Annotated in this window: 19 protein-coding genes, 2 tRNA genes and 2 pseudogenes; 14 read left to right on the top strand and 9 right to left on the bottom strand. The window is 59.2% G+C overall.

Going from position 1 to position 22,562, the window contains the following annotated elements; genetic code table 11:
• Positions 1-20 precede the first annotated feature (20 nt).
• The 3 genes from V6584_RS07490 to V6584_RS07480 form a co-directional block, all read right to left on the bottom strand.
• Positions 21-1,781: an FAD-dependent oxidoreductase gene (locus V6584_RS07490; RefSeq protein WP_340470087.1), complete on the bottom strand. Its 1,761-nt coding sequence runs from the start codon at positions 1,779-1,781 to the stop codon at positions 21-23.
• Positions 1,782-2,009: 228 nt separating this feature from the next.
• Complete coding sequence (locus V6584_RS07485; protein WP_340470088.1) at positions 2,010-2,573, bottom strand: redoxin domain-containing protein; 564 nt, start codon at positions 2,571-2,573, stop codon at positions 2,010-2,012.
• 262 nt (positions 2,574-2,835) lie between these two features.
• The gene (locus V6584_RS07480; protein ID WP_340470089.1) at positions 2,836-3,210 is read right to left on the bottom strand and encodes an LPXTG cell wall anchor domain-containing protein; all 375 of its coding nucleotides are present in this window, start codon (positions 3,208-3,210) and stop codon (positions 2,836-2,838) included.
• Positions 3,211-3,431: 221 nt separating this feature from the next.
• Between V6584_RS07480 and V6584_RS07475 the strand changes: the two genes are divergently transcribed.
• Both V6584_RS07475 and V6584_RS07470 read left to right on the top strand, forming a co-directional pair.
• Positions 3,432-4,784, top strand: a complete 1,353-nt coding sequence (locus V6584_RS07475) for a hemolysin family protein (protein ID WP_340470090.1) — start codon at positions 3,432-3,434, stop codon at positions 4,782-4,784.
• Between the two features lie 234 nt (positions 4,785-5,018).
• Entirely contained in the window at positions 5,019-5,498 is a 480-nt protein-coding gene (locus V6584_RS07470) for a Dps family protein (RefSeq protein WP_340470091.1), read from the top strand.
• A 122-nt stretch (positions 5,499-5,620) separates the two neighbouring features.
• On the opposite strand, the gene V6584_RS07465 is transcribed toward V6584_RS07470, so the two are convergent.
• The gene (locus V6584_RS07465; protein WP_340470093.1) at positions 5,621-6,397 is read right to left on the bottom strand and encodes an SDR family oxidoreductase; all 777 of its coding nucleotides are present in this window, start codon (positions 6,395-6,397) and stop codon (positions 5,621-5,623) included.
• A 220-nt stretch (positions 6,398-6,617) separates the two neighbouring features.
• The gene (locus tag V6584_RS07460; RefSeq protein ID WP_340470095.1) at positions 6,618-7,304 is read right to left on the bottom strand and encodes a M48 family metallopeptidase; all 687 of its coding nucleotides are present in this window, start codon (positions 7,302-7,304) and stop codon (positions 6,618-6,620) included.
• A gap of 310 nt (positions 7,305-7,614) precedes the next feature.
• On the opposite strand from V6584_RS07460, the gene V6584_RS07455 reads away from it, so the two are divergent.
• Together V6584_RS07455 and V6584_RS07450 are read left to right on the top strand one after the other, a co-directional pair.
• A tRNA-Ile gene (locus V6584_RS07455) sits at positions 7,615-7,688 on the top strand.
• Positions 7,689-7,725: 37 nt separating this feature from the next.
• Positions 7,726-7,798, top strand: a tRNA-Ala gene (locus tag V6584_RS07450).
• A 2,487-nt stretch (positions 7,799-10,285) separates the two neighbouring features.
• Here the strand turns inward: V6584_RS07450 and V6584_RS07445 are convergent.
• Entirely contained in the window at positions 10,286-11,065 is a 780-nt protein-coding gene (locus V6584_RS07445; protein WP_340470096.1) for a BglII/BstYI family type II restriction endonuclease, read from the bottom strand.
• A gap of 71 nt (positions 11,066-11,136) precedes the next feature.
• Between V6584_RS07445 and V6584_RS07440 the strand changes: the two genes are divergently transcribed.
• The 5 genes and pseudogenes from V6584_RS07440 to V6584_RS07970 all read left to right on the top strand — a co-directional run bounded on the left by V6584_RS07440 (position 11,137) and on the right by V6584_RS07970 (position 13,915).
• Positions 11,137-11,973 (top strand): MT-A70 family methyltransferase, encoded by an 837-nt coding sequence (locus V6584_RS07440; RefSeq protein WP_340470097.1) that lies wholly within the window; start codon positions 11,137-11,139, stop codon positions 11,971-11,973.
• 983 nt (positions 11,974-12,956) lie between these two features.
• Entirely contained in the window at positions 12,957-13,232 is a 276-nt protein-coding gene (locus tag V6584_RS07435; RefSeq protein ID WP_340470098.1) for a thiamine pyrophosphate-binding protein, read from the top strand.
• Positions 13,229-13,423, top strand: a complete 195-nt coding sequence (locus V6584_RS07430; RefSeq protein WP_340486353.1) for a hypothetical protein — start codon at positions 13,229-13,231, stop codon at positions 13,421-13,423. Before V6584_RS07435 ends, V6584_RS07430 begins: the two co-directional genes overlap by 4 nt.
• Complete coding sequence (locus tag V6584_RS07425) at positions 13,381-13,551, top strand: hypothetical protein (protein WP_340470100.1); 171 nt, start codon at positions 13,381-13,383, stop codon at positions 13,549-13,551. The genes V6584_RS07430 and V6584_RS07425 overlap by 43 nt, the downstream gene beginning before the upstream one ends.
• Positions 13,551-13,915: pseudogene (locus tag V6584_RS07970) on the top strand (hypothetical protein). Before V6584_RS07425 ends, V6584_RS07970 begins: the two are co-directional and overlap by 1 nt.
• A gap of 676 nt (positions 13,916-14,591) precedes the next feature.
• Here the strand turns inward: V6584_RS07970 and V6584_RS07410 are convergent.
• Positions 14,592-14,735 carry a hypothetical protein gene (locus V6584_RS07410; RefSeq protein ID WP_340486368.1) on the bottom strand — a complete coding sequence of 48 codons (144 nt, stop codon included), beginning with the start codon at positions 14,733-14,735 and terminating at the stop codon, positions 14,592-14,594.
• Here V6584_RS07410 and V6584_RS07405 point away from each other — a divergent pair.
• Positions 14,676-15,238: pseudogene (locus tag V6584_RS07405) on the top strand (isochorismatase family protein). The gene V6584_RS07410 and the pseudogene V6584_RS07405 overlap by 60 nt on opposite strands.
• 195 nt (positions 15,239-15,433) lie before the next feature.
• Positions 15,434-15,595 (top strand): hypothetical protein, encoded by a 162-nt coding sequence (locus V6584_RS07400; RefSeq protein WP_340470101.1) that lies wholly within the window; start codon positions 15,434-15,436, stop codon positions 15,593-15,595.
• A 176-nt stretch (positions 15,596-15,771) separates the two neighbouring features.
• Here V6584_RS07400 and V6584_RS07395 read toward each other — a convergent pair whose 3' ends face one another.
• Both V6584_RS07395 and V6584_RS07390 read right to left on the bottom strand, forming a co-directional pair.
• A complete protein-coding gene (locus V6584_RS07395) occupies positions 15,772-17,499 on the bottom strand; it encodes an amino acid ABC transporter ATP-binding/permease protein (RefSeq protein ID WP_340470102.1) in 1,728 nt (575 codons plus the stop codon).
• Complete coding sequence (locus V6584_RS07390) at positions 17,496-19,463, bottom strand: ATP-binding cassette domain-containing protein (RefSeq protein ID WP_340470103.1); 1,968 nt, start codon at positions 19,461-19,463, stop codon at positions 17,496-17,498. The genes V6584_RS07395 and V6584_RS07390 overlap by 4 nt, the downstream gene beginning before the upstream one ends.
• A gap of 295 nt (positions 19,464-19,758) precedes the next feature.
• Between V6584_RS07390 and V6584_RS07385 the strand changes: the two genes are divergently transcribed.
• The 3 genes from V6584_RS07385 to V6584_RS07375 are packed head-to-tail and all read left to right on the top strand — an operon-like array spanning position 19,759 to position 22,551.
• Positions 19,759-20,367 (top strand): MptD family putative ECF transporter S component, encoded by a 609-nt coding sequence (locus V6584_RS07385; protein WP_340470104.1) that lies wholly within the window; start codon positions 19,759-19,761, stop codon positions 20,365-20,367.
• A complete protein-coding gene (locus V6584_RS07380) occupies positions 20,364-21,062 on the top strand; it encodes an energy-coupling factor transporter transmembrane component T (protein ID WP_340470105.1) in 699 nt (232 codons plus the stop codon). Before V6584_RS07385 ends, V6584_RS07380 begins: the two co-directional genes overlap by 4 nt.
• A complete protein-coding gene (locus V6584_RS07375) occupies positions 21,040-22,551 on the top strand; it encodes an ABC transporter ATP-binding protein (RefSeq protein ID WP_340470106.1) in 1,512 nt (503 codons plus the stop codon). Before V6584_RS07380 ends, V6584_RS07375 begins: the two co-directional genes overlap by 23 nt.
• Positions 22,552-22,562: the final 11 nt, after the last annotated feature.

Raw genomic sequence — 22,562 nt, 5'->3', positions numbered from 1 at the left:
AGGGCCGAATCGGTACGCCCTCAGCCCTCGATCAGGTCGAGCATCTCAGGGACGGACTTCTTGCCGAACTCGACCGTCCGCTTCCCTCCCCTGTCGATGACGATGCAGGGCACACTCATCACCTGATACCGGTCCTTGATCTGGGGGAAGTGGGAGAGGTCGTAAGCCTCGGCCCTCACATTCCGGTTCTGCGAGGCGATCCTTTGGGCCGACAGGACCGTGGTCGGGCACATGGTGCAGGTCAGGGAGACCAGGAGCATGATGTCGACCTGCTCGTCCAAGGCATCGATCCTGTCAGATGTGTCGTCGTCAACCTGCTGACCGGGACCGGCGGCGTTGTAAAGGGCCAGGACGAAGGAGTTGAACTCGTGGCCGCTGGGCACCCCGTGGAAGGCCAGTCCGGTGGGCTGGGCCTTCCCGTCCTCCCCCACGCGGCAGATGCGGACGTTGGGACGGGCATCCGGCAGGTCTCCATCGGCCTGGAAGATGGCCCGGCCCTCTCCATCCTCCTCAGCTTGGGGGGCCTCCTCGACGCTGATCCTGCCGTCGGACAGGTCGGACAGCTCACCTATGAAGGCCTTGAGTTCTGCCGACAGGGGGGTCTTGTCAAGCTCCAACCTGAGGATCAGCGGGTTGGACATCCGATTGAAGACGACATCCAACTGCTTGCGGATGTCGGGCCCGAAGAAACCGGAGGTCTTCACGGTCGATGCCTCCTGTGACTGGGCCACCGGAGCGGGTGAGGTCCCGCTCCTTGCGGCCTGGTCGGCGGCCTCCTGCTCGGAACGCTCGTATGGGGTTTCGCTTGGTCTGGGCGGAACCAGACCGGTCTTCTGCGACATGTCGGAGGCATACCGTTCCAGCTCTGTGGCGGCGATGGCCCCGTCGGCCGTGGCGGTGACCACCTGGCGGAGGTTCTTCACCCGCAGGTCGCCGGCCGCGTAGATCCCGGGGACCGAGGTCTCCAAGTATCCGTGGGTCACGACGTAACCCTGGTCGCCCAGTTCGACCAGGCCCTTGACCAGGTCGGTCTGGGGGATGTAGCCCGCGAAGACGAAGACTCCGAAGGTCCCGCCGTCGGCGGGCTTCCAGACACGGGTCTGCCCGGTGGCCCTGTCGAGGATGGTCGCCTCGACCAGACCGCCCGGCCCCGCCGACACCCCCTTGAGCTCGGTGGAGTAGTGGATTTCGATGTTCGGGTTCTCCTTGGCCTCGGCCGCAACTCCGGCATCGCAGGTGAAGTCGGGCTCACGGACCAGGAGGGTGACCTTGCTGGCGTACTTGGTCAGGAAGACGGACTCCTCCGCCGCCGCGAACCCGCCGCCGATGACGATGACCTCCCTGCCGGTGAAGAACTCGCCGTCGCAGGTGGCGCAGTATGCCACCCCCCTGCCTGCGTACTCCTCCTCGCCGGCAAAGCCGATCTTGCGGGGGCTGGCACCGGTGGCTATCAGGACCCCGAAGGCCCGCACATCGCCGCGCGTCGTGTGGATGGTCTTGATGTCACCGCCGACCTCCAGCCCTGTGGCCTCGGCAGACATGAACTCCACGCCGAAGTTCTGGGCCTGACGGCGCATGGTCTCGGTCAGCTTGCTCCCGTCCACGTCCATCACGCCCGGGTAGTTGACCACGTCGGAGGTGATGGTCACCTGGCCGCCGTAGTCGCCCCTCTCCAACACCAGGGTCCGGTAGCGGGCGCGGCCCAGGTAGAGGCCTGCGGTAAGTCCTGCGGGGCCGCCGCCGACGATGACCACGTCATATAGGTTGTTGTCTTCAGTCATACGCTTCCTCTTCAGCTTGTCACTCCGGTTTTGCACGGTCCCCGCCAGGTCAGGCCCGGCCTCCGCCCGGCCGCCTTGACGACGGGCCGCACGGGGCAAGGGAGTTGCAAGAATGCATGAGAACCGTCCAATGCAGGGACGGGCGTCGGCCACGGCTGATCAGCCACCGCAGCCGACACCCGTCGACGGTTCATATCCGGAGCCGGTCATCCCAGGCCCCGGTCGGAATCAGAGCTGGCCCACCAGGTCCAGACTGGGCTCGATGGTCTCGTCGCCGGGCTCCCACTTGGCCGGGCAGACCTGGTCGCCGTGCTCATAGACGAACTGGGATGCCTGGACCCTGCGCAGAATCTCTTCGGCGTTACGGCCCACGTTGGAGGAGGTCACCTCATAGGCGACCACCCTGCCTTCGGGGTTGATGATGTAGTCGCCGCGCTCGGCCTGACCGGCGGCCTCGTTGTAGTTGTCAAGATCCTTGGCCAGGGTGGCGGTCGGATCGGCAAGCATGGGGAAGTCGATCTTGGCGATCTTATCGTTGGCCTCGTGCCAGGCCTTATGGACATACTCGGTGTCGCAGGAGACCGAATAAATCTCGCAGCCGGCCTTCTTGAAGTCCTCGTAGTGGTCTGCCAGGTCCTCCAGCTCGGTGGGGCAGACGAAGGTGAAGTCTGCCGGATAGAAGAAGATGAGGGACCAATGGCCCAGCAGGTCCTGCTTGGTGACCTCGTGGGTCTTGTTGTCCTGGTAGGCCTGGGTCTTGAAATCGGTCAGCTCGTGCTGTAGCAGCGTCATCGCATTCCTTTCACGAATCCAATAACATCGTTCCATCGCCCGGCCCGGAGGTCAACAGGGCCCCGGTCATCTTGTGCCGGGGCTGCGGTCCCGCAAGCGGGCGAATCGTCACTTACTATCGTAAAACCCATGCCCCGAGGAGGAAAGGGCGGCAGCCCGCCTGATTTGTGCGATACGACACAGAGGCCATGTCCCGATGGACACGAGAGCCACACAGGAAGGGCATCCGCAGTGAGGGGCGGGCTGCCCAGGTGATTCCGTCTCAGTCCCGGTGATCGCCGGAAGTGTCATCCCCTTCGGCAGCGGGCCCGCCTGCAACACCGGCACCCCCGTCGTCCTGCCCGGAATCGACGGTGTAACCGCGCCCCGCGCCGCCGTCCTCCCCGTCACCTGCGTTGAGGAAGTCGGCCGTCCCGTCCGAAGTGGAGTCTTCATCAGCCTGCGACCATTGGGCATGGTCATCACCCGCACCGCCGGCAGTGTCCGCCAGGTGCTCGGCTCCCTCGATGCGCATGTCTGAATCCGACATCCTGCGCTTCCTGATGTAGAGGAGAATGCCACCTGCGGCCAACAGGATGACGATGACCACCACAACACCCAATATCGCTGCACCGGTGACCGGCAGATTCGGTGACATTTCCATCTCCTCGGGACGCTGCCGGCCCCCTGGTGGTCCCTGGGACCCTGGTTCGCGGCGGATTGCTCTGATTGACTGTACAAGTATAGGCCGGAAGAGGGGTCATCCGGGTGAGGGTACCGGATCCCGGACAGGGCCGGATCTGACGGCTGGAGGTTTCCGGACGGCGTGATATCCGTCCAAGACCTGCAAAGGGGCGACCTATAACGTACATTGGATATATGTCCATATGGCTGAACATCCTGCTGATCTTCGTCTTCCTCCTGATTGGATCCGTCTTCTCCGGCACCGAACTGGCCCTGGTCTCCCTCCGTGGCTCCCAGCTGGAACAGATGGAACAGGAGGATGCGCGCGGGGCGCGCGTGGCCCGGATAGCAAGGGACCCCAACACCTTCCTCTCCGCCGTTCAGATAGGCGTGACCCTCTCCGGCTTCCTGTCGGCCTCCTTCGGAGCCTCCTCCATCGCCCCCCATGTGGTTCCCATCGTCACCGGATGGGGTGTGGGTGAGGGGCTGGCCTCCACACTGACCACCATCGTCCTCACCCTGATCATCTCCTACTGCTCCATCGTCATCTCGGAACTGGTCCCCAAGCGCATAGCCATGCAGCGCACCGAGAAGATAGCCAGGGCCGTGGTCCCCGCAATCGACGTGTTCTCCACGATCTGCAAACCCCTGATCTGGCTGATCGGGAAGAACACGAACGGCATCGTCCGCATACTGGGCTTCGACCCCCAGCAGACCGACACCGAGGTGAGCGACGATGAGCTGAGGGTCCTGGTCTCCTCCAACACCAACCTGAGCAAGGACGAGCGCATGATTCTGAGCGATGTCTTCGACGCCTCGGAGACCAGCGTGGCCGAGGTCATGCGCCCCAGGGCCGACGTGGTCTTCATCAGCGGCGACATGCCTCTGGACAAGGCGGCCGAGTTCGTGCGGAATGAGCCTTACTCCCGCTTCCCCGTGACCGGGCGTGACTTCGACGACGTGCTGGGCTTCGTCCATGTGCGCGACCTGCTGGACGTGCGCAAGCCCAATGCCAAGACAGTCGCCGACGTGACCAGACAGGGCATCTCCCTGCCCGGCACCTCCAAGCTCCTGCCCAGCCTGGAAAAGCTGCGCAGGAAGGGGATACATCTGGCTGTCGTCATTGACGAATACGGGGGGACTGACGGGATCGTCACCTTGGAGGACATGACCGAGGAACTTGTCGGCGACATCCGCGACGAATACGACCTGCCCGAAGAGAAACCGGGTTCCGGCCAGGGGGTCACCGCCTTCGTGAACGGGGTGGCCACCATCGACGGGGGGATGACCATCGAGGACTTCGCGGACCTGACGGGCATAGAACTGGAAGACGGCCCTTACGAGACCCTGGCCGGGTACTTCCTGGCCCACACCGGCAAGATGGGCGAGGTGGGCGACGTACTCCACTCCGACGACGGATACGACATGGTCGTCACCAAGGTGGACGGTCGGCGTATTGAAACCATCGAGGTCCGCAAGCAGACCGCGACACCCCCTCCGAAGGACTCTGAGGCGGGGCACGGGCCCGAAACCCCGTCCGTTCATTAGGCCCGACAGGCCCGGCAGATCTTGATGCCCGCAGGCAGACCCGAATCACCCGTATGGGGAGGATGCCGGTCCGCTCGGGCCAGCCGCGCCACGCGACGAACGTCTTTCTTATCACCATATCGGTCCGGGTCAGTGATTGATTTTCGCCGCACTTCATCTACCCTGGAAGTATGGCCGGGCATCGGACCCTACCACGTTGTAGCCGGATGCAAAAGACCGACAGAAGGAGAAATCATGTCATTGAGTTTTGTCGTACCTGGTTTGGATGAGTCCACCAGCGCGAAGATCATCGAAATCCTGCAGAGCCGTCTGAGCCAGGAGCAGGAGTGCGCCCTGGTGCTCAAGCACGCCCATTGGAACATGAAGGGCAAGGAGTTCATCGGCATCCACGAGATGATGGATCCGGAGGTGGACTCGGTGCTGAACATGGCGGATGAAACCGCCGAGCGCATCGCCACCCTGGGCGGCTCTCCCGACGGCCGTCCTGACGACATCCTGAGGAACCGCACCTGGGACGGCGTCGAGTTGACAGGCCGCCAGGAGGCCCTGGACTATCTGAAGGCCTTGGACAAGTTCTACACCTCCTTCATCAAGCTGGACCGTGAGGCCATCAAGCAGCTGGACGACCTGGACGTCATCAGCTCCAACATCATTCAGGACCACGTGCAGGAGCTCGAGCACTTCCAGTGGTTCATGAGGAGCCACCTGATCTGATTCATCAGATTCCGAGCGGGGTGAGACCGAGAAAGGTCCCACCCCGCTTTTGTTGCGCCTGAGGCCAGGCCAGTCCAGGCCAGGCCAGGCCCGCCTTCCCGAAGGCTCCCCGCCGGGACGCGTCAGGACTTCCGATAGACCTTGGTGTAGGAACCCTCGGCACGGGGGCGGACGACGATCTGATCGATGTCGACCGTGTCTGGCTGTTCCAGGGCCCAGGTCACGCAGCCGGCGATGTCTTCCGCGGTCAGGGGGTCGGGCACGCCAGCATATACGGCTTCGGCCTTGGCCGCATCGCCGCCGAAACGCTTGAGAGAGAATTCGTCGGTGTGGACCAGCCCGGGGGCTATGTCGATCACGCGGATGGGCTGACCGATCATCTCCAGGCGGAGAATCCTGGCCATGACGCGCTCGGCGGCTTTGGACGCGCAGTAACCGCCGCCACCCTCATAGGGCTCGATGCCGGCCGTTGAGGAGATTATCAACACCGTCCCCTCGGACTTCTTCAGGGCAGGCATGAACTTCTGAATCATGCGGAGGGTGCCCAGTACGTTCAGTTCGTACATCCCCCTCCAGTCATCCAAGTCGGAAGTGGCTACGGGGTCCTTGCCGAAGGCGCCACCTGCACAGTTGACCAGGGCTTTGACCGGGCCGGCCTTGAGGACTGCATCAACGGCGGACTGGGCCGAATCCTCATCAGTCACGTCACAGACCTGGTAGGTGAAGGCCCCGCCCAGGTCTTCGGCCAACTGCCTGAGCCGGTCCTCCCGCCTGGCCAGACCGACCACCTGCCAGCCCTTGGCCACCAGGGCCTGCACACTCGCCTGCCCTATGCCGCTCGAGGCGCCGGTCACCACGGCCCGCTTGAGCCCCCTACCCGATTCCCTTTCAGCCATCATGCCCACCTTTCTCGCACCGGACCTCGTAGCTGTCGGCACTCACACTGGCCCAGACGCAGACCGATGCAATCATCTTGATCCGATTCCATAACCAACGCTAGCCCAAAGGGAAAGGGCTTTGAAGGATGACGGGCAATGTGGTCGAATGTGAATCAGGCAGGCGGATGGGCTGATCGAACGAGGGACGGTGGGGGGGACAACTATTGACGCATGTAGGGGGCTAGACGATGACATGGCGGTTCAGCCGTCTCCTCCGGTCCTTCCAGTCCGGCAGATAAGCGGTCATCAACTGCTGGAAACGGGCCCCATGACCGCGCGCATGCAGGTGGGTCAACTCATGGACCACCACATACTCCAAAAGGTCCTCATCCACCCATGCCAGCTCCAGATTGATCCGAATTCTGCCGGTGTCAGGCGTACAGGACCCCCACCGGGTCTTCATGGAGCGCAGGGTGAGAGCGGTCGGGCCCTTGCCGACTATGGGCACCCACCGTTCAAGGAGGGGTGGAAGGCGGGACTCAAGCATCCGCCTGGCCTGCGCGTCGCGGTCGGGCGTGGTCTTGCACTCCGCTTCATGCTGAAGACCGATTCCGCCCGCCTGCTGGCCGCCGGTATGACCGGGTCCGGCCGCGGCACCCGGCTCGACATCCCCATCGGCCCTGCCCCCGGCTTCCATCCGGGAGACCTCCCGCTCACGGACCGCCAGGGCGATCCGCTGCCGACCATGATCTATCCAGGCCCTGCGCGACCTGACGAATTCGGCTATCCGCCCGTCCGACATGCTCACAGGGGCCGTCACCTCCACACGGCCATCCGGGGGCTTGACACGCAGGTAGACGTTGCGAATCCGCTTGGCCGTGACCTGGACAGGGATGTCATCGACATAGACGACATAGGGTCTGCCCACCTGGACATATCGACCCTTTCCGGAACGCGACCCCGATCCCAAGCGCAAGGCCGGTTCCACGTGCAAGACCGATTCGGAAGGAGGGCATGACCCGGAGCACTGGTCTGGTCCTGAATGGCGATCCCATCCGGAACGACGGTCTGAAGCATGTACCATACCGGTATTCTCACGCCTGGCCGGGCACCAGGCAAACCGGCCGAGCCGGAAGAAGCGGGCCTCGATGAAGACCGGATGACGACACCGGGTTGGATTGACATCTTTTCGGGGCATGGTAAGCTAGCTCCTTGTGTGATTCTTGATCACGCGGTTTGGGCCTGTAGCTCAGCTGGTTAGAGCGCATCCCTGATAAGGATGAGGTCGGAGGTTCAAGTCCTCCCAGGCCCACGCAAATCTCGTCGACAAGAATCCGCTACACATTTTTGGGGCTATGGCGCAGCTGGTAGCGCATCTGCTTTGCAAGCAGAGGGTCGCCGGTTCGAATCCGGCTAGCTCCACAGGCGAACCTGTGTATCCTCACTGATTACCCGGTTTCTTTCATTTCTACCTAGCCTCGTTTAGACTAACATTGATAGACATGGCTAAGGAACCTGGTTGGCAAGTGCCAGATCCTTCTCATGCTACTCCTCTTACTGCTGGCTTTTGGCTTCTATGGATGCTGCCACCTCATCAACACGGCCAGGCCTAGGCGCCGCACATGGGTTTAATGCCTTTGCTGTCAAAGCATGTCCCGCAATGCTCTCAGAGTCGTCTTCACATCGCAACCCAAAATGACGGCAAATTGCGCTTAGGTAGGTTGAAAGCAGAGAATACAAAGCTCTTCCATGCCACCATAGCCAACTCCTCCTTTGGCCGGGTACCACAAGTAAGTTCGCAAAGTGCTCTAATAAATCATGCCGCTATGGAACACAGTGAACAGAAATGCATCAAGTATTACGTCCACTGCGTACTTGTTCAATGGTGCAAACTAGGAATCTTGAGATAGACGCGACAATGTTCCTGCGGGTCTATAACGATAGTTCTCATTATCAAAATGAGTAACTTAATGAAATTCAGATCTTCGTCTCGAAGAGCCACGCTCTCGTTAGCACCCAAACCAGTGTAGGTGAGAAACAATATCTGCAGCTTTCTCTATATCAGCAGGAGCGGCCTCTTCAACAATATTTGCCATCTGCTGGGGGGTGAGAAAACGCGAACACTGGTATATCCGAGTGGTTCAATGTCCACAACAGGATTAGATGGCATCTTCCACATCTTAGAAGAAGCCTATAGGCTTATCACTCCACCGGAAGCATCTTTCGGCATACCCTTGATGATCCTGCGTTTCATGGGCTATATAGCCACTTGCACTTGAATTCGTGTGGAGCCGCACTTACTGGAGCTCGTGCACCCGCACGCTGATCACCATCTCCTAGATACCACCATCAGACGAGTGCCCCACTTTCAAATAGATACTGGTTCCTGTCGTTCTCATAGCAGCGATAGTTTTGCCCGCATAAGTTGTTCTTAGACATTAGCCACTCCAAAGCAACGACCTGAAACGATCAACTAACATCGTTCGAATTAGTGCAACACCCAAAATGAAGGTCATTTCCGTTGCGACACCAAACGACTCTACTTCAGATCGGAGGCAAATGTCTTCTGTTGTGCTTCTTGGAGCAGTCTGGCTTCTCACCGATACCCGCCAGCGCTTTCTGCGCCCATATCGGGCGCTTGAGTCACCCAGGGGTATTGGTTTTCTCCAACGCCCTCATGTAAATAGCCAAATCCTTCATTACAAATCTTAAAAACGAAACTTCTGCTGCAATATTAGTCTGTAACATTTCCTGATGCTCAGTCAGTCAGAGATTTCCAGTCCGAAATCTCGGCACAGCTCGTCTTCACACGTTTAACCAGTTCTTCAAGAGACAGCCCAATGTATAGCTTATGACACTTTGCTCCAACAACATCCTGAAGCATACGATCCGTCATTTCATCGGACACAGAGGACTATGCCTGTCTACCCAGTTCATAAGTCCTGCGATCTGATTAGTTATACCGATAAAAACGGGAAGTACTTTCACTAGTGCTAAACCAGTTCATTTTCGGTAGCAAGTTAATCCTCAATATTCGGCTTTTGTTTTTCGGAACGATCGATTAGTCTGCTCCTTCCCTTAATTAGATATGCAGAATCTCCATTTATCCCATTTACTTATAATTGCTCTTTATTGATAATCAACCAGGGCTTATCTCGACAAGGACACGGCGGGATTTGCTTCCAGCATTTGTTTTATTGTATTTGCACTTATTAGTAACTTTTCTGCGTACTCTAGATTCTTATCATTTATAAGTAACTCGGAATCATCCATTCGCTCATCGCTATACACTCGCAAATTGGTTTCTCTGTTCGGAAACCATCGATCATTACTCCGCGGTAGGAAAATGATCTCAAAGACAAACAGGGCAGCAGGCCTTATTTTGCCAATTTGCAACAGCAAATCAAGGATAGCGTACCACTAAGCCGAATGCGCTCCCAAATGTCAAAAACAGCAAGGCATTCGAATAAACCCGGTACCTTCCCGAACTTGCCTCAGCGCTCGATTGTGCGACCTTTGGACGTTAGATATGAGATCACTGTGCGCTATATATGCGACAACAAGACGCAGACAACAAGATATACCTATGATGACAATATCATTGAGGATGCTGATTGAGTGGTAGATTACCGGCACCCGTGGGAAGAGCACGAAGGACTACCGATTCTGGCAGTTGATGAATTTGGCAGCCACTTAAGCAGAGATCAGCCATAACACTACCTTTCCACGCTTTAACCCGATACAACGATCACGCGGTAAGTTTCATACCGTTCTGGATCATCAGCAACAAGCTGCTGGACAAGTATCTGCTTACGCAGGAGAACCGCCGCACAATCAGAGTGTGGTCGGTTGGTGGAAAGGGATTCACTGTCAACACCAAAGATTCAGTATTTGAAGCTTCTGGTCAAATCAAGGAAGGCTGTTCCCCTCTTGCATCTCTTGATATGGGGTTCCGTCCCATGTTGCACCGGAGATACCGACTGCCACAACTGGGCACGTACCAGCTTCGCCTCGACTGATGCGGTCAGTGGCCTTGGTCAGACTTGTGACAGTAGTAGTTGTTAAGTCGAGCGGCAGCGCCAATCTCTTGTCTTCTTCCTTCCTCGCCTTCTTCGCCTTACGTGTCGCCTTGTACACCTCTTCATAAGTCGCATTCAAATGGGGCGCCCACAGTTTGATGGCCGTTTCAAACAAAGCTTCGCGATGCTTAGTGATAATCATCGCAGCATCGATCAGACCGGCCTCGTGCCATGCGCGGTAAGCAGCAAGATCACGATCCAGGTTTCCGTCCTTGGCATTCCATTCGATATCAACAAGCACGCGACCTTTGCGATTGTCCACCCAATAAGAAGCCTCATTCATGGTGCCAAGGTCTTCATCGAGTGCGTCAGCTTCCCGAAAGGTAATCTTCCCCTTTGTCTCTAGTTTGTAGGCACACTCGCGCCAGCCCCGATCCCGTAACGCACGGTTCAGCGTCTCCGCCATCTCAGAATTGTTACCGCCAGCCCTGAGCAACAGATTCGCCGAGAAACTGAAGCCTTCCAGCACGTCGGTGATATCTTCCCATTCCTCAGGCGACACGGCCTTCATCACAGCGCAAGCACTGCGCACTTCATGAAATTCGTAGCGAGAGCGGATGTCACTTGCCAGTACTGCAGGGTCCTCGTAGGAGTGGGTCGTAAACGCCATAGACCAAGTTTAGATCCGCTACATGCCCAGGAAAGATCTATTTAAAGATCTATTTATGTTATTCTAGTTATGTGACCGAGAAACTATATGCACCCCTGCCAACTACCGCAGGCGGCTTTAAAACAGTACTTGCCGATCCGCCGTGGCGCTTCCAGAACCGCACAGGGAAAGTCGCTCCCGAGCATAAAAGGCTCGGTCGTTACGCTACCATGTCCTTAGACGAGATCAAAGCTCTTCCGGTCAATGATGTGACGGCGAAGAATGCCCACCTATATCTGTGGGTACCTAACGCTCTATTGCCAGAAGGCATCGAGGTCATGGAGTCGTGGGGTTTCCGTTACGTGACCAATATTGTTTGGGCAAAGCGCCGCAAAGATGGAGGCCCGGACGGACGCGGCGTGGGCTTTTACTTCCGCAATGTCACCGAACTGTTCTTGTTTGGCGTCAAGGGCCATATGCGTACACTGGACGCAGGTCGTCGTCAGGTCAACATGATCGAAACGCGCAAGCGCGAACACTCACGCAAGCCAGATGAACAATACAGCATCATACAAAACTGCTCACCTGGCCCATACTTGGAGATGTTCGCACGTTATCCTCAGGCGCATTGGACGGTTTGGGGCAACGAGGCAGATGAAGACATCACTCCCCAAGGCAAGGTGTATAAAGGCTATGAGGGCGGCGAAATTGAGAGTACTCCACCACTTGAAAACCATGAGCGCCTGACCAAAGACAGCGAGATCGCTGTCGGAAAGCTGCTCCGAGACGAGTATGAAACCGGCAAGTCAATAAAGGACTTAGCGGCTGAAAATGATTACTCAATCGCTCGCGTTCGTCGTTATCTCAATTTGGTAGATACGCAACTACGCCCGCAGGGCCGCACCCCTTCGGTTCAATACAACAACTAACCTCTCGCCGCCTCGGGCATTCGGGGCGGCGTCCCCATTTAGAAACATCCGCGACACGACTGGGAATTTTCCATGGTATTCGACGCGATCTCATGCAAACTACCCGACCTTATGAGATAGCTTAATTGCCATGCTTTGAGGACCACTGCAAGACTATGGCGTCTCAAGAGGCTTAGAACAACGATAAAAGAGAATCACCGGTTCGAATCCAACTAGTTCGACAAGCAGGATTGCCGGGATTTAGCCGGGAGCTCTTCCCCTTCCTGATTTTCCTTGTTTTTCCAACGGTTTGCTGATATCCCAGCGCGGACCTGTAACTTGTTAGAATGCCCTGTATAACCCAGAGTTAGGTGACGCCTTAGATTTACGCGCCCTGGCTAAGAGGTTCGAGCTTCCTGCCCGGGGAAAGCCATACGTTCAGAGTTCAACACGATAACGTTCAAGAGAACGCCCACGGCGAAGCGGTGTCCTGAAAGCCGGATACGTCGATCCATCTGATCCGTCCAAGCGTATGTGCAAGGGGGCCCGCCTGAAGACAAGGCGATGACCCAGGCCTGGCTGGATGCGGAAGAGAAGTGCCAAGACGAGTGCTTCCAGGATCTAGGCAAAGACTGTCCCCGCCGACCGGGAAAGTTAGAAGCAGGTGTCAGGTTCCAGGATTATGCCGACGCTCTCTTGAGAGGTACCAAACATCTGATGGCCGCTGCCCGGTTGTTGCTCGATACGGAAGAAGCGTAAGGCCCTGGCACATTAAGGTTATAGATTTTCTCGATGTCAATAATCATGCAACATGCCTCAAATCAGCAGTATTCGTAATACCGGAAATTGGCCAAATCTAAAAATGACAAAGCAGCCCTCACCCAAGTTAGGTTTTGTGAGGCACGTCATAGGGCAGTATGCTCTTAATCACACAAATGTTAACGGGTCGCTGGGAACTTCGGCAATATCATGAACATGTAACTACACAAAATCGAACATGAAGCGTGAAGATAGATGTCGAAAATCAATGCCGCCGACAAGAGAGCCAAGGTCATGGAGACCCGAGAATTGACAACATCTTTGGGCTGACAGGGAACTCAGTCGATACCATGGTCGAGGCGCTCTACCGCGAGCGCGACAAGGTCAAGTTCACCCAGGTCAGGCACGAGGAAGTGGCGGCCCTAACCGCAGCGGCCCATGTCAAGCCGACCGGGAAGGTGTGCATCTACCTGTCTATTGGCGGCGCTAGGGCCATCCATATGCTCACGATACCAAGATGAGCGATGTGCACGTGGAGGCCATCCTGGGCCAGATCCAATCGCATCTGCTCAGTGCCAGATCCTTTCAGACGGTCGATACCACCGAGCTCTTCGATGCCGTTGCGGCCTACAACAAGCTGGTCACCAGCCCCGAAACCTTGTCACTATCATGGACGAGGCCATCCGCAAGGCTGACTTCCACCAGGGTGTAGCCGTCCTGACCATCCCTAACGACATATCCGACCATAAGATCGAGGACACCTTCAAGTCCACGGCCGACCAGTACCAGCCCAGCCAGCCTCAGACCAACGAGGCCGACATCGACAAGACCCTGGCCTAATCGTCGAAGCCAAGAAGCCCGTCGCCTTCTTCGGAATCGGCATCGCAGATGACCAGGCCGAAGCCAAGGAGTTCGCGGAGAAGTACGCCATCCCTTTCATCCAGACCATAACGGTTAAAGGAATCATCGACGACAGCCGCCCCAACATCCTGGGCCATGCGGGCAAGCTGGGCTCAAGCCGACATACGAGACAACGTTCAACGCCGACCTCCTGATCCTGGTGGGCACCGATTACCCTTGCGCCCTTTATGCCAACCACAAGATCCCAGCCATCCAGATAGACCTGGAGGCCACAGGGCTCGGTCACCGCCATACCATCGACCTGGGCATCGTGTCCGATGCCAAGTCGGCCCTGACCTGCTGAACAAGCGCGACCAGACAGTGTCCGATCGTCCCTTTTCCTGACCGTCTAGCAGAAGAACATGCAGACCTGGCGCAAGTGGATGAATGACGTGGTCACCTAGTCCCGCACCGGGGTTCTCCTCTCGCGCACCTTCCGCAAGATGAGCGAGGCCAACCCCTGACAATACGGTCTGGTCCATAACTACCTCGCACTGCGGCCGCCGTGGAACCTGGTCGATGTCAAGGTTCGCTTAGCCAGGATTATCGGACTGAATATCGCTAACTGCTCTGCCATGAACACGACCACCCTGCTAAAACGACAGGGAGACTCATGATCGCCGGGGGAGACCGTCCAGCAGGATTCGAGACAGGCAATGACGACCCTTATGACGGCTAGTCTTGAATCTTCGAGTCCGGAACGCGGAACCTCTACTTTGTCTGGAAGAAGAAGGCGGTCTCAAAAATAATGCCAACTACCTCAGCAGCCCGCATAAGACCGTGCCATTGAATCTGGCCTACGACGGACATTCTCGATGATCCAGCGCCCACTATGCCACCTTGTACGCCAACGGCATTCTTTCCCGCACTCGCCCTTATTGCTTGGAGACCGACATGACTGGCCGAAGCATGGCGATTAGACTGCCATAGTAAAGGAATGACCAGCAGGGTAAAAAGTCGGACATACTTGATTCATGCCGTCAGTTCCAGCAGAGAAAGTGATCACCTTGCCCAAGGCTCTGATAATCGTAGATGTCCGGCCAACCTTTTGCGAAGGAGGCGAACTGGCGGTCAAGGGCGGCAACGAGGTCGCCGACAGGATTGCCGACTACGTCCACAAGCATGCCGGTGACTATGCCTATATGGCTACCACACAAGACTCGCACATCGAACCCGGAACCCATTGGTCCGACCATCCGGATTTCGTAGATAACTGGCCCAAACATGATATAGCCGGCTCATCCGGGGTTGAATTGTACCCCAAAATTCGGGAACTGGGAATCTCCCATCATTTCAAAAAGGACAATACTCGGCCGCATATTCTGGATTCGATGGCATCGAGGACAACACCGATCATATCCAGAGCAGGCAAGAGTTCTCCAGGGCCAAATCGACCGGTCTCACCCTGGCAGAAGCTCTGGAGCTTGCCAAGGTCGACCAAGTGGACGTAGTAGGTATCGCCGAATCACATCACGTCAAAGAAACTGCCCTCGACGCTGTGAAACAGGGCTACAAGGTCATGGTCTTTGAGAATCTGACCGTCCCGGTCAGCGCGAACCGAGGTATCGAGGCCCGCAAGGCCATGGCCCGGGCCGGAATCCGTTTATCCATCCACGGCAAAGAGTGAAAGCGATTGGTCAGGAATTCACCGCGGTTGAATAGTGGGACCAGTGGTGAATTCCGCTATAGGTATCCTTATGCTGGTCGATAGCGAGATGAGCCACTCTGACCACTCTTTCAGGATTTATCTGATACTGACTCGTATGTCTGACTTATATCATCAGCGTCTGCTTATCTGTGATAGTGCTCAGCCGACCGGCCGGTGCTGATCAACGTGGCCGCCTACGACGAGGCCCCGCTGCCCGGCAAGATCGTCTGGGACGAGGCCCAGGGCTACATGCGGTTCGGCTTTGACTACTCCAAGGGGAAGTTCCAGACCCCCAAGATGCCGCCGCTGCGCGAGACCATGCGCCAGTTCCTCTAATCCGTCTTCCTCTGGCCCTCACCCCGTAGGGCGTCCTGGCACAAGGTTGCACAGCAGTCAGGGACGCTTGAGACCATTGATCTCCGCATCGGACGGCCCAGGCCCGGGTCCCTGACAGTGACCATAGAGTCACAGGAACCCGGGCCGGACCGTATTCGCCTTCCCGTATACCGGAATCAGGCAGGAAGGAGCCTGCCGTCCTGCAAGGTCAGCAGGCGATCCACCTTGGACAGAACGGATGGCCGGTGGGAGACGATAAGACAGGTTCGGTCGCCCTTGCGTTCTACCAGAGCAGCCAGGACCCTCCCCTCCAGGAGGGCATCCATGTTGCTGGTAGGCTCGTCCAGAAGCATCAGGGGGGCCTTGCTAAGGAAAGCCCGGGCCAGGGCCACCCGTTGCCGTTGCCCTTCGGACAGGTCCGAACCGTTGTCGGCCAGCATGTGGTCCAACCCGTCGGGCAGCTGATCGATCAGATCATCCAGGCAGGCGTCGTGAGCGGCCTGCTCTATATCCTCGCGGCTGGCATCGGGCCGGGCCAGGGCGATGTTATCCGCCAGAGTGAGGCTGAATATATAGGTGTCCTGGCTGACCAACGTCTGGCGGGAACGCAGATCGGCAGTGCGGACCGTCTCGATAGGCAGGCCTGAGACGGTCAGATTCCCGGCGGTGCGTTCCTGGAACCGCATCAGCAGATCAATCAGGGTGGACTTGCCCGCCCCGTTGGCCCCCTGGATCCCTATCAGCTCTCCCGGTCTGATCTCCAGATCCAACCCATCCAGAATCGGGGTATGGCCATCGCCCTTGTTCGGGTAGGAGAAGGAGACCTGGTCGGCCACCTCACCGGTGAAATCGTTCAGGTTGTTCCCCTGGCCGGATCCGACCTCACGGACCGGCGGCTCCCTGTCGAGGAGGGAGAAGACCCGTCGGGCGGCGGCAAGGGTGGGCTGCAGACCGGCACCCAGGCGGGCCACCGGAATCAACGGGGTAAATGAGGAGATGAAACCTACCAGGCCGATCATTCCCCTAGCCGGGTCGACCAGCCCCTCCGAAGCCAGCCGGCAGACCAGCAGAGTGAAGGCCACGGCGCAGAGCAGGGTGACGGTATGGGTGACCAGGTCATTGGCCACGGTCCTCCCCGCAGTTCGCCCACGGGCATCCAGCATCTCATCGGTGGCCGCGCCCAGCCGGCGGCGGGTGTTCCCCAGTGCCCCCAGACCGGCCAACTCGGTGCGACCCTGAAGGGTTTCCAGCAGGAGTGAATGCAAATCGGCCTGTGCCTTCCGCTCTTTCATGGCCACCTTGAAGGTGGGTGCGGCACTCAGGATGGGGATGAGCAGTCCGACGACCAGGTAGGAGACCAGCGCAGTCAGACCCATCCAAGGAGAGAGCCAGGTAAGCAGGGCCAGGTTGGCCAGGGAGGTCACCAGGGCTATGGCGATGGGCGAAAGGGTATGGGCGTAGAAAATCTCCAGCAGCTCGATGTCATTGGTCACCAGGGTCACCATGTCCCCCCGCGCCTTGTCCCTCAGACCGGCCGGGGCCAGGGAGCGCATCTTGTCGAAGACGGTCGTGCGGATGTCCCTCAGCATGCTGAAGGCCATCTCATGGTTGTAGTACTGCTCTCCGTAGGCCATGACCCCCCGGCTGAGGGCGGTCAGGACAGCCACCAGGGCCCAGAGTCCCCATTGCTCCTTCAGGGGCGACCACCCGGTGGCCAATCCGATCAGGGCAGAGGCGGCGGCCATCATGCTCCAGACCGAGAAGAGATGGCCCAGACTGCCGCAGATGATGGCCTTGACCTCAGTGGCGGCCAGGGGTTTCATCAGTCCGGCCATGCGGCGCATCATCCCCGGATTGCCCTTCGGGGTCCTGCCGTAACTCGTGTCCTTACCGCCCGTGCTCATCGCGCGCCCTCCTCTGGGTCCTCGTACCTTGCCTGCTCCTTCCACTGGGCGGCAAACCTGCCCCCGGCATCCATCAATTCCTGGAAATCCCCTCTTTCCGCCAGGCGGCCTTCCTCGAGGAAGAGGATGGAATCGGCCCGGCGGACCCCGGCCAGGCGGTGGGTGACGGTCAGGACCAGACTTTCCTGCTCCAGACCGTCCATCAGGGCGGCCAGGTTGGCATCATGGTCCCGGTCCACGGCGCTGGTAGCCTCGTCGAAAACATACAGGGATGAATGCCGCAGGAGCCCCCTGGCTATGGACAGACGCTGGCGTTGGCCGCCCGACAGGTTGCCCCCTTCCGGGTCGATGGGCCCGTCCAACCCACCCTTCCGACCAACCAGCCCGGTCAGGTCGACCTGTTCGAGTGCGGCCAGAAGCTCTTCGTCCGAGTAGCCCAACCCCGCCGGATCCAGGTTGGACCTGATGGTCCCGGCGAAGAGACGGTCGGTCCCCCGGACCATGGTCTCCATGGCGACCAGTTCCTGGCGGGAGAGGTCCCAGACCTGGTGCCCTCCGATGCACAAATCACCGGCATATCCTCGTAGACGGCCGGAAAGCAGCGATGCCAAGGTGCTCTTCCCGGAGCCCGATGCGCCGACCAGGCCCACATGCCCCCTGGATGGCAGGTCGAAGGTCAGATCGGTCAGGGCCCGGAACCCGTCGGGATAGGTGTAGGTAAGGTTGCGGGCGTGAATGCCTGACAGGTCATCACCTCCATCGCGGGAATCCCGGGGACCATGGGAATCACCATGGGTTCCGGAAGTGGTGGGTGATTTCGCTTCGCGAATTGCCGACTCCGCACCGCCGTTTGTGCAGTCACCTGGTTCACGACCAACCGATATCTCACCCGTCGAAGCCGGACCTGTCGATCCAAGAGTGACCGGGCCCGAACCGGATGGTTCTGCTCCGGCGAGGGATTCAGCATTGGCTGTTTCACTGCCGGAGGCTTCCTCCCGGGCCTGGAGGATGTCGTCAATGGCCTTGCCCTGCTTGATGGACACCATGCCGGAATGCATCATGTAGACCAGCTGCCGTTCGGGGACGAATAACCTGACCCCGACCATGGCGACGATCAGGGAGGCCAAAAGCCAGGAGGCGGTGTTCCGCCCGGCCAGAACAGTGGCCAGGACCGACAGGATGACACTGACATAGATGACCCCGTCGGCCTTGATCAGCGAGCGCAGCTGCCCGGCCAGGACCCCCATCGTTATCCGACGGAATCCTTCGGACTCCTTGGACAGGTCATCGGCCTGCCTCTGGTCTCCCCCGAAGATCTTCAGGGTGTTCAGACCACGCAGGGCATGTTCGAAATGGACCCCGACCTGGTCGTACTTGCGCAGCTGCCCCAGTTGCACCTTGACGTTCTTGCCCATTGCAGGCTTGGAGGCTATCGGCAGGAGCAGCATGCCAAGGAAGACGATTCCCGCCGCCAGAGGGCTGACGGGCAGGAGGACGGCCAGGGCCACGACCAGCATCAGTCCGGTCTGAATCAAGGCCGGCACGTAGGAGGTGAAATAGGAGACGACGGACTTGACCCCCTCGGTCGAGAGTCTGGCCAGGGTCTGGGCGGGGAGGTCCGAATCGCCCTCCTGCCCGGCCTCATCGAACATGGACAGGTAGAGGGCCTGCGAGAGGGCATGACCCATCCGATCGGCCACCCTGGCGGAGACGGCCTGCGCAATCACCTGGCTCAGGCAGCGGACCAGGACCAGGCCAATCATCCAGCCCAGCAGGGCTCCGGAATGGGCGGGGACCCAGGCGAGGGCTTCAGGAATCTGCAGGCCAAGGGACCGGCCCAGGGCCGTGATAATCACCGGCAGGAGGAGAACCTCCGCCAGCGCCCCTAGAGTCTGCAGGAGGGCCAAGGCCAGACTGGCACCGATCTGGGCCCCCGGAAGATGAAGTAGTCGCTTGCTGATCATGCTTGTCCTTCGAAACCGCCTTCCTGGTCAACTCCCCCTCAGTGGGCACCCTAACAAAATCCCTCCCGGACAGGCAATAGCCTGATGTGAAGCCCTGGCAACAATCGTGGAAATCCACCACGGTTCCGAATACTTGCGCACATCCCGCAACCCTTGGTTCGCAAAAAAAGATTTACTTTCCGGCCCGGCTTCTCTAAACTTGACCAGACAACCTGACATCGGTGGATATGACATCACCGGGGAGCACCCGACCCGTGAGCTGAGTGACCACCACCCGGACCGGAGCGACTTTCACATGAAAACACTGAAGGCAAAAGACCTTATCAACGTCGGCATCTTCACGGCCCTCTACTTCGTCAGCATGGCGGTGGGGAACTTCATCGCCGTCTTCGTGGCGGGGCTGATCGTGCCCGGCCTGTCATCCCTCTTCATACCCGCCCTGGTTGGCCTGGTATCGGGGCCTGTCTACATGCTGATGATCCGCAGGGTGCCCAGGTTCGGGGCCATCACCATCGTGGGTGTCATCATGGGGCTCTTCCTGCTGGTCTTCGGGCATTTCGCCCTCTCCTTCATCCCCTACGCCCTCTGCGGCCTCCTGGCCGACCTCACCCAGTCCCTCCTGAACGGAAGCCGCCCCAACCTGGCCCGCTACCTGAGCTATGTCATCCTCACCTTCGGCTGCACCGGTCCCGTCCTCCCGCTCTGGTTCATGAAGGATGCCTATGTGGCCAGCCTGGTACGCCGCGGCAAGAGCCAGGAGTACATCAATGGGGTTTTCGCCCCCATCACCGGAATCACCTTCCTGGTCTGCATCGTGGTCACCCTGGCCGGCGCGCTGGCCGGCGCATGGATCGGCTGCCGGATCGTCGACAGGCATTTCAACCGCATCCCGGCCGGACGATGAGGCCTATTTCCATATACACCAGGTTCCTGCTGGTCCTCTTCGCCAATGCCCTGATTTTCGTCACCCTGCCGACCCCTCTGGTCCTGGCCATCAACATCTACTTCTGCAGCTTCCAGATCATCGTGGGCAGGATCAGGAAGGGTCTGGCCTGGCTGGCGGTCTGCCTCTGCTTCGCCCTGGGAGCCTCCCTGGCCATGGTCTTCCCCGAGAACCTGCCCGGGCACTACCTCCTTTTCCTCTTCGTCGGCGTGGGCAGGATCCTCCCCCTGATGGTGGTGGCGGCATTCATGATGGGGACCACCAAGGTCTCGGAACTGGTCTACGTCCTGCGCAAGGTCCACGCCCCCCAGTGGCTGGTGATTCCTATCAGCGTCCTCTTCCGCTTCTTCCCGACCGTGAGGCATGACTACTCACAGATCAGACGGGCCATGAAGTTCAGGGGCATAGCCGTCACCACCGGCGACATGATCCGTCACCCGCTGCGGACCATGGAATACATTTACGTGCCCCTCCTCAACAACGCCACCAACGTGGCCGCCGACCTGACCTCTGCCGCCCTGACCCGGGGGATCAGCGACCCTGGGCCCAAGACCTCCATCGAGCGGGTCACCTTCACCGGCCTGGACGCGCTTATGTGCGCGCTTGGTCTGACCCTCCTAGGATGTGGTGTCTATGTTGCGATGTTCCAGGCTTAGCTTCACCTACGAGGATGCCCTCACCCCCAGCCTTGAGCATGTCTCATTCTCGGCGGGTGAAGGTCGGCTGACCGTCGTGACCGGCAGGAGCGGGTGCGGGAAAACAACCTTGTCACGGATCATCAACGGCCTGATACCGGAGCTCTACGAGGGCACCCTGGAGGGGGAATGCCTGGTGGCCGGGGTCAAAACCACCGGACAGCCGATATACCGGCTCTCCAAAACCGTGGGGTCGGTCTTCCAGAACCCCAAGACCCAGTTCTTCACCACCGACGTCCGCAGCGAGCTGGCCTTCCCCCTGGAGAACACAGGGGTGCCTCGGCAGGCCATCCAGGCCAGGATGGACCGGGTGGCCTCCCTCTTCGGCATCGGTCGCCTGCTGGACAGGGACATGTTCTCCCTGTCCGGAGGGGAAAAGCAGCTTGTGGCCATAGCCTCCGCCTGCATGGCGGACCCGGCGATCCTGGTCCTGGACGAGCCCTCCGGCAACCTTGACGTGGAGGCCGTGCAGGCCCTGACCGCCGCCCTGGGAAGGCTCAAGGACCTTGGGTTGACCATCCTGGTCATAGAGCACAGGCTCTACTACCTGAAGGACCTGGCCGACGACTTTCTGATCATGGAGGACGGCCGGCTGATCCGGCAGCTGGACCGGGCGGGCATGTTGGCCATGGACGCTTCCGAGCGCGTGCGCCTGGGCCTGCGGTCTCCGGACACCTTCCCGCCGAACTCCCCCGACCCGCTCTCGGCCATGCAGGACGGGCAGACGCCCGAAGGGGTGACCGACCAACCTGAAAGGCCCGGGAAGAGTCCAAGAAACAGGCTTAGGGTGGAGGGACTCACCTTCAGGTATGGGAGGCAAGGCCGCCGGAACCAGGAGGTTCCCGCCCTCCAGGTGGATGACCTGACCATCACGGACAGGCGGATCACCGGGGTCATCGGGAGGAACGGGGCAGGCAAATCAACCCTGGCCAACCTTCTGACCGGTCTGCTCAAGGCGGACGGGGGGTGCCGATTCACCCTCAACGGCCGGCAGGTGTCGGGCAGGGACCTGGTCGAGAACTCCTACATGGTCTTCCAGGACGTGAACTACCAGCTCTTCTGCGAGAGCGTACGCAAGGAGCTCCTGCTCGGGGCGGCCCACCCCGAACTCCTGGACCGCGTGGCCGCCGACCTGGACCTTTCCGACCTGTTGGACCGCCACCCCAGCACACTGTCCGGCGGGCAGAAGCAGCGGGTGGCAATAGGGGCCGCCATCCTGGCGGACAGGCGGCTGGTCATCCTGGACGAGCCCACCAGCGGTCTGGACCTCTACCACATGAACCAGGTGAGCCAGGCCATCAGGACCATGCATGAACGTGGATCCATGGTCCTGGTCATATCGCATGACGAGGAGTTCCTTCAACAGACCTGCCACCGCTTCCTCACACTCCGTGGGGGGCGGGTGGCCGCCGACCGCGAGCGCCTGGACAGCCTGATTGCCTCTCTGTGAGCCGTCCCGCC

The organism is Bifidobacterium favimelis, assembly GCF_037963085.1.
Lineage (GTDB): Bacteria > Actinomycetota > Actinomycetes > Actinomycetales > Bifidobacteriaceae > Bombiscardovia > Bombiscardovia favimelis.
Note: the sequence above shows the minus strand (reverse complement) of the source record. Positions and strands in the feature narration are given on the sequence as shown.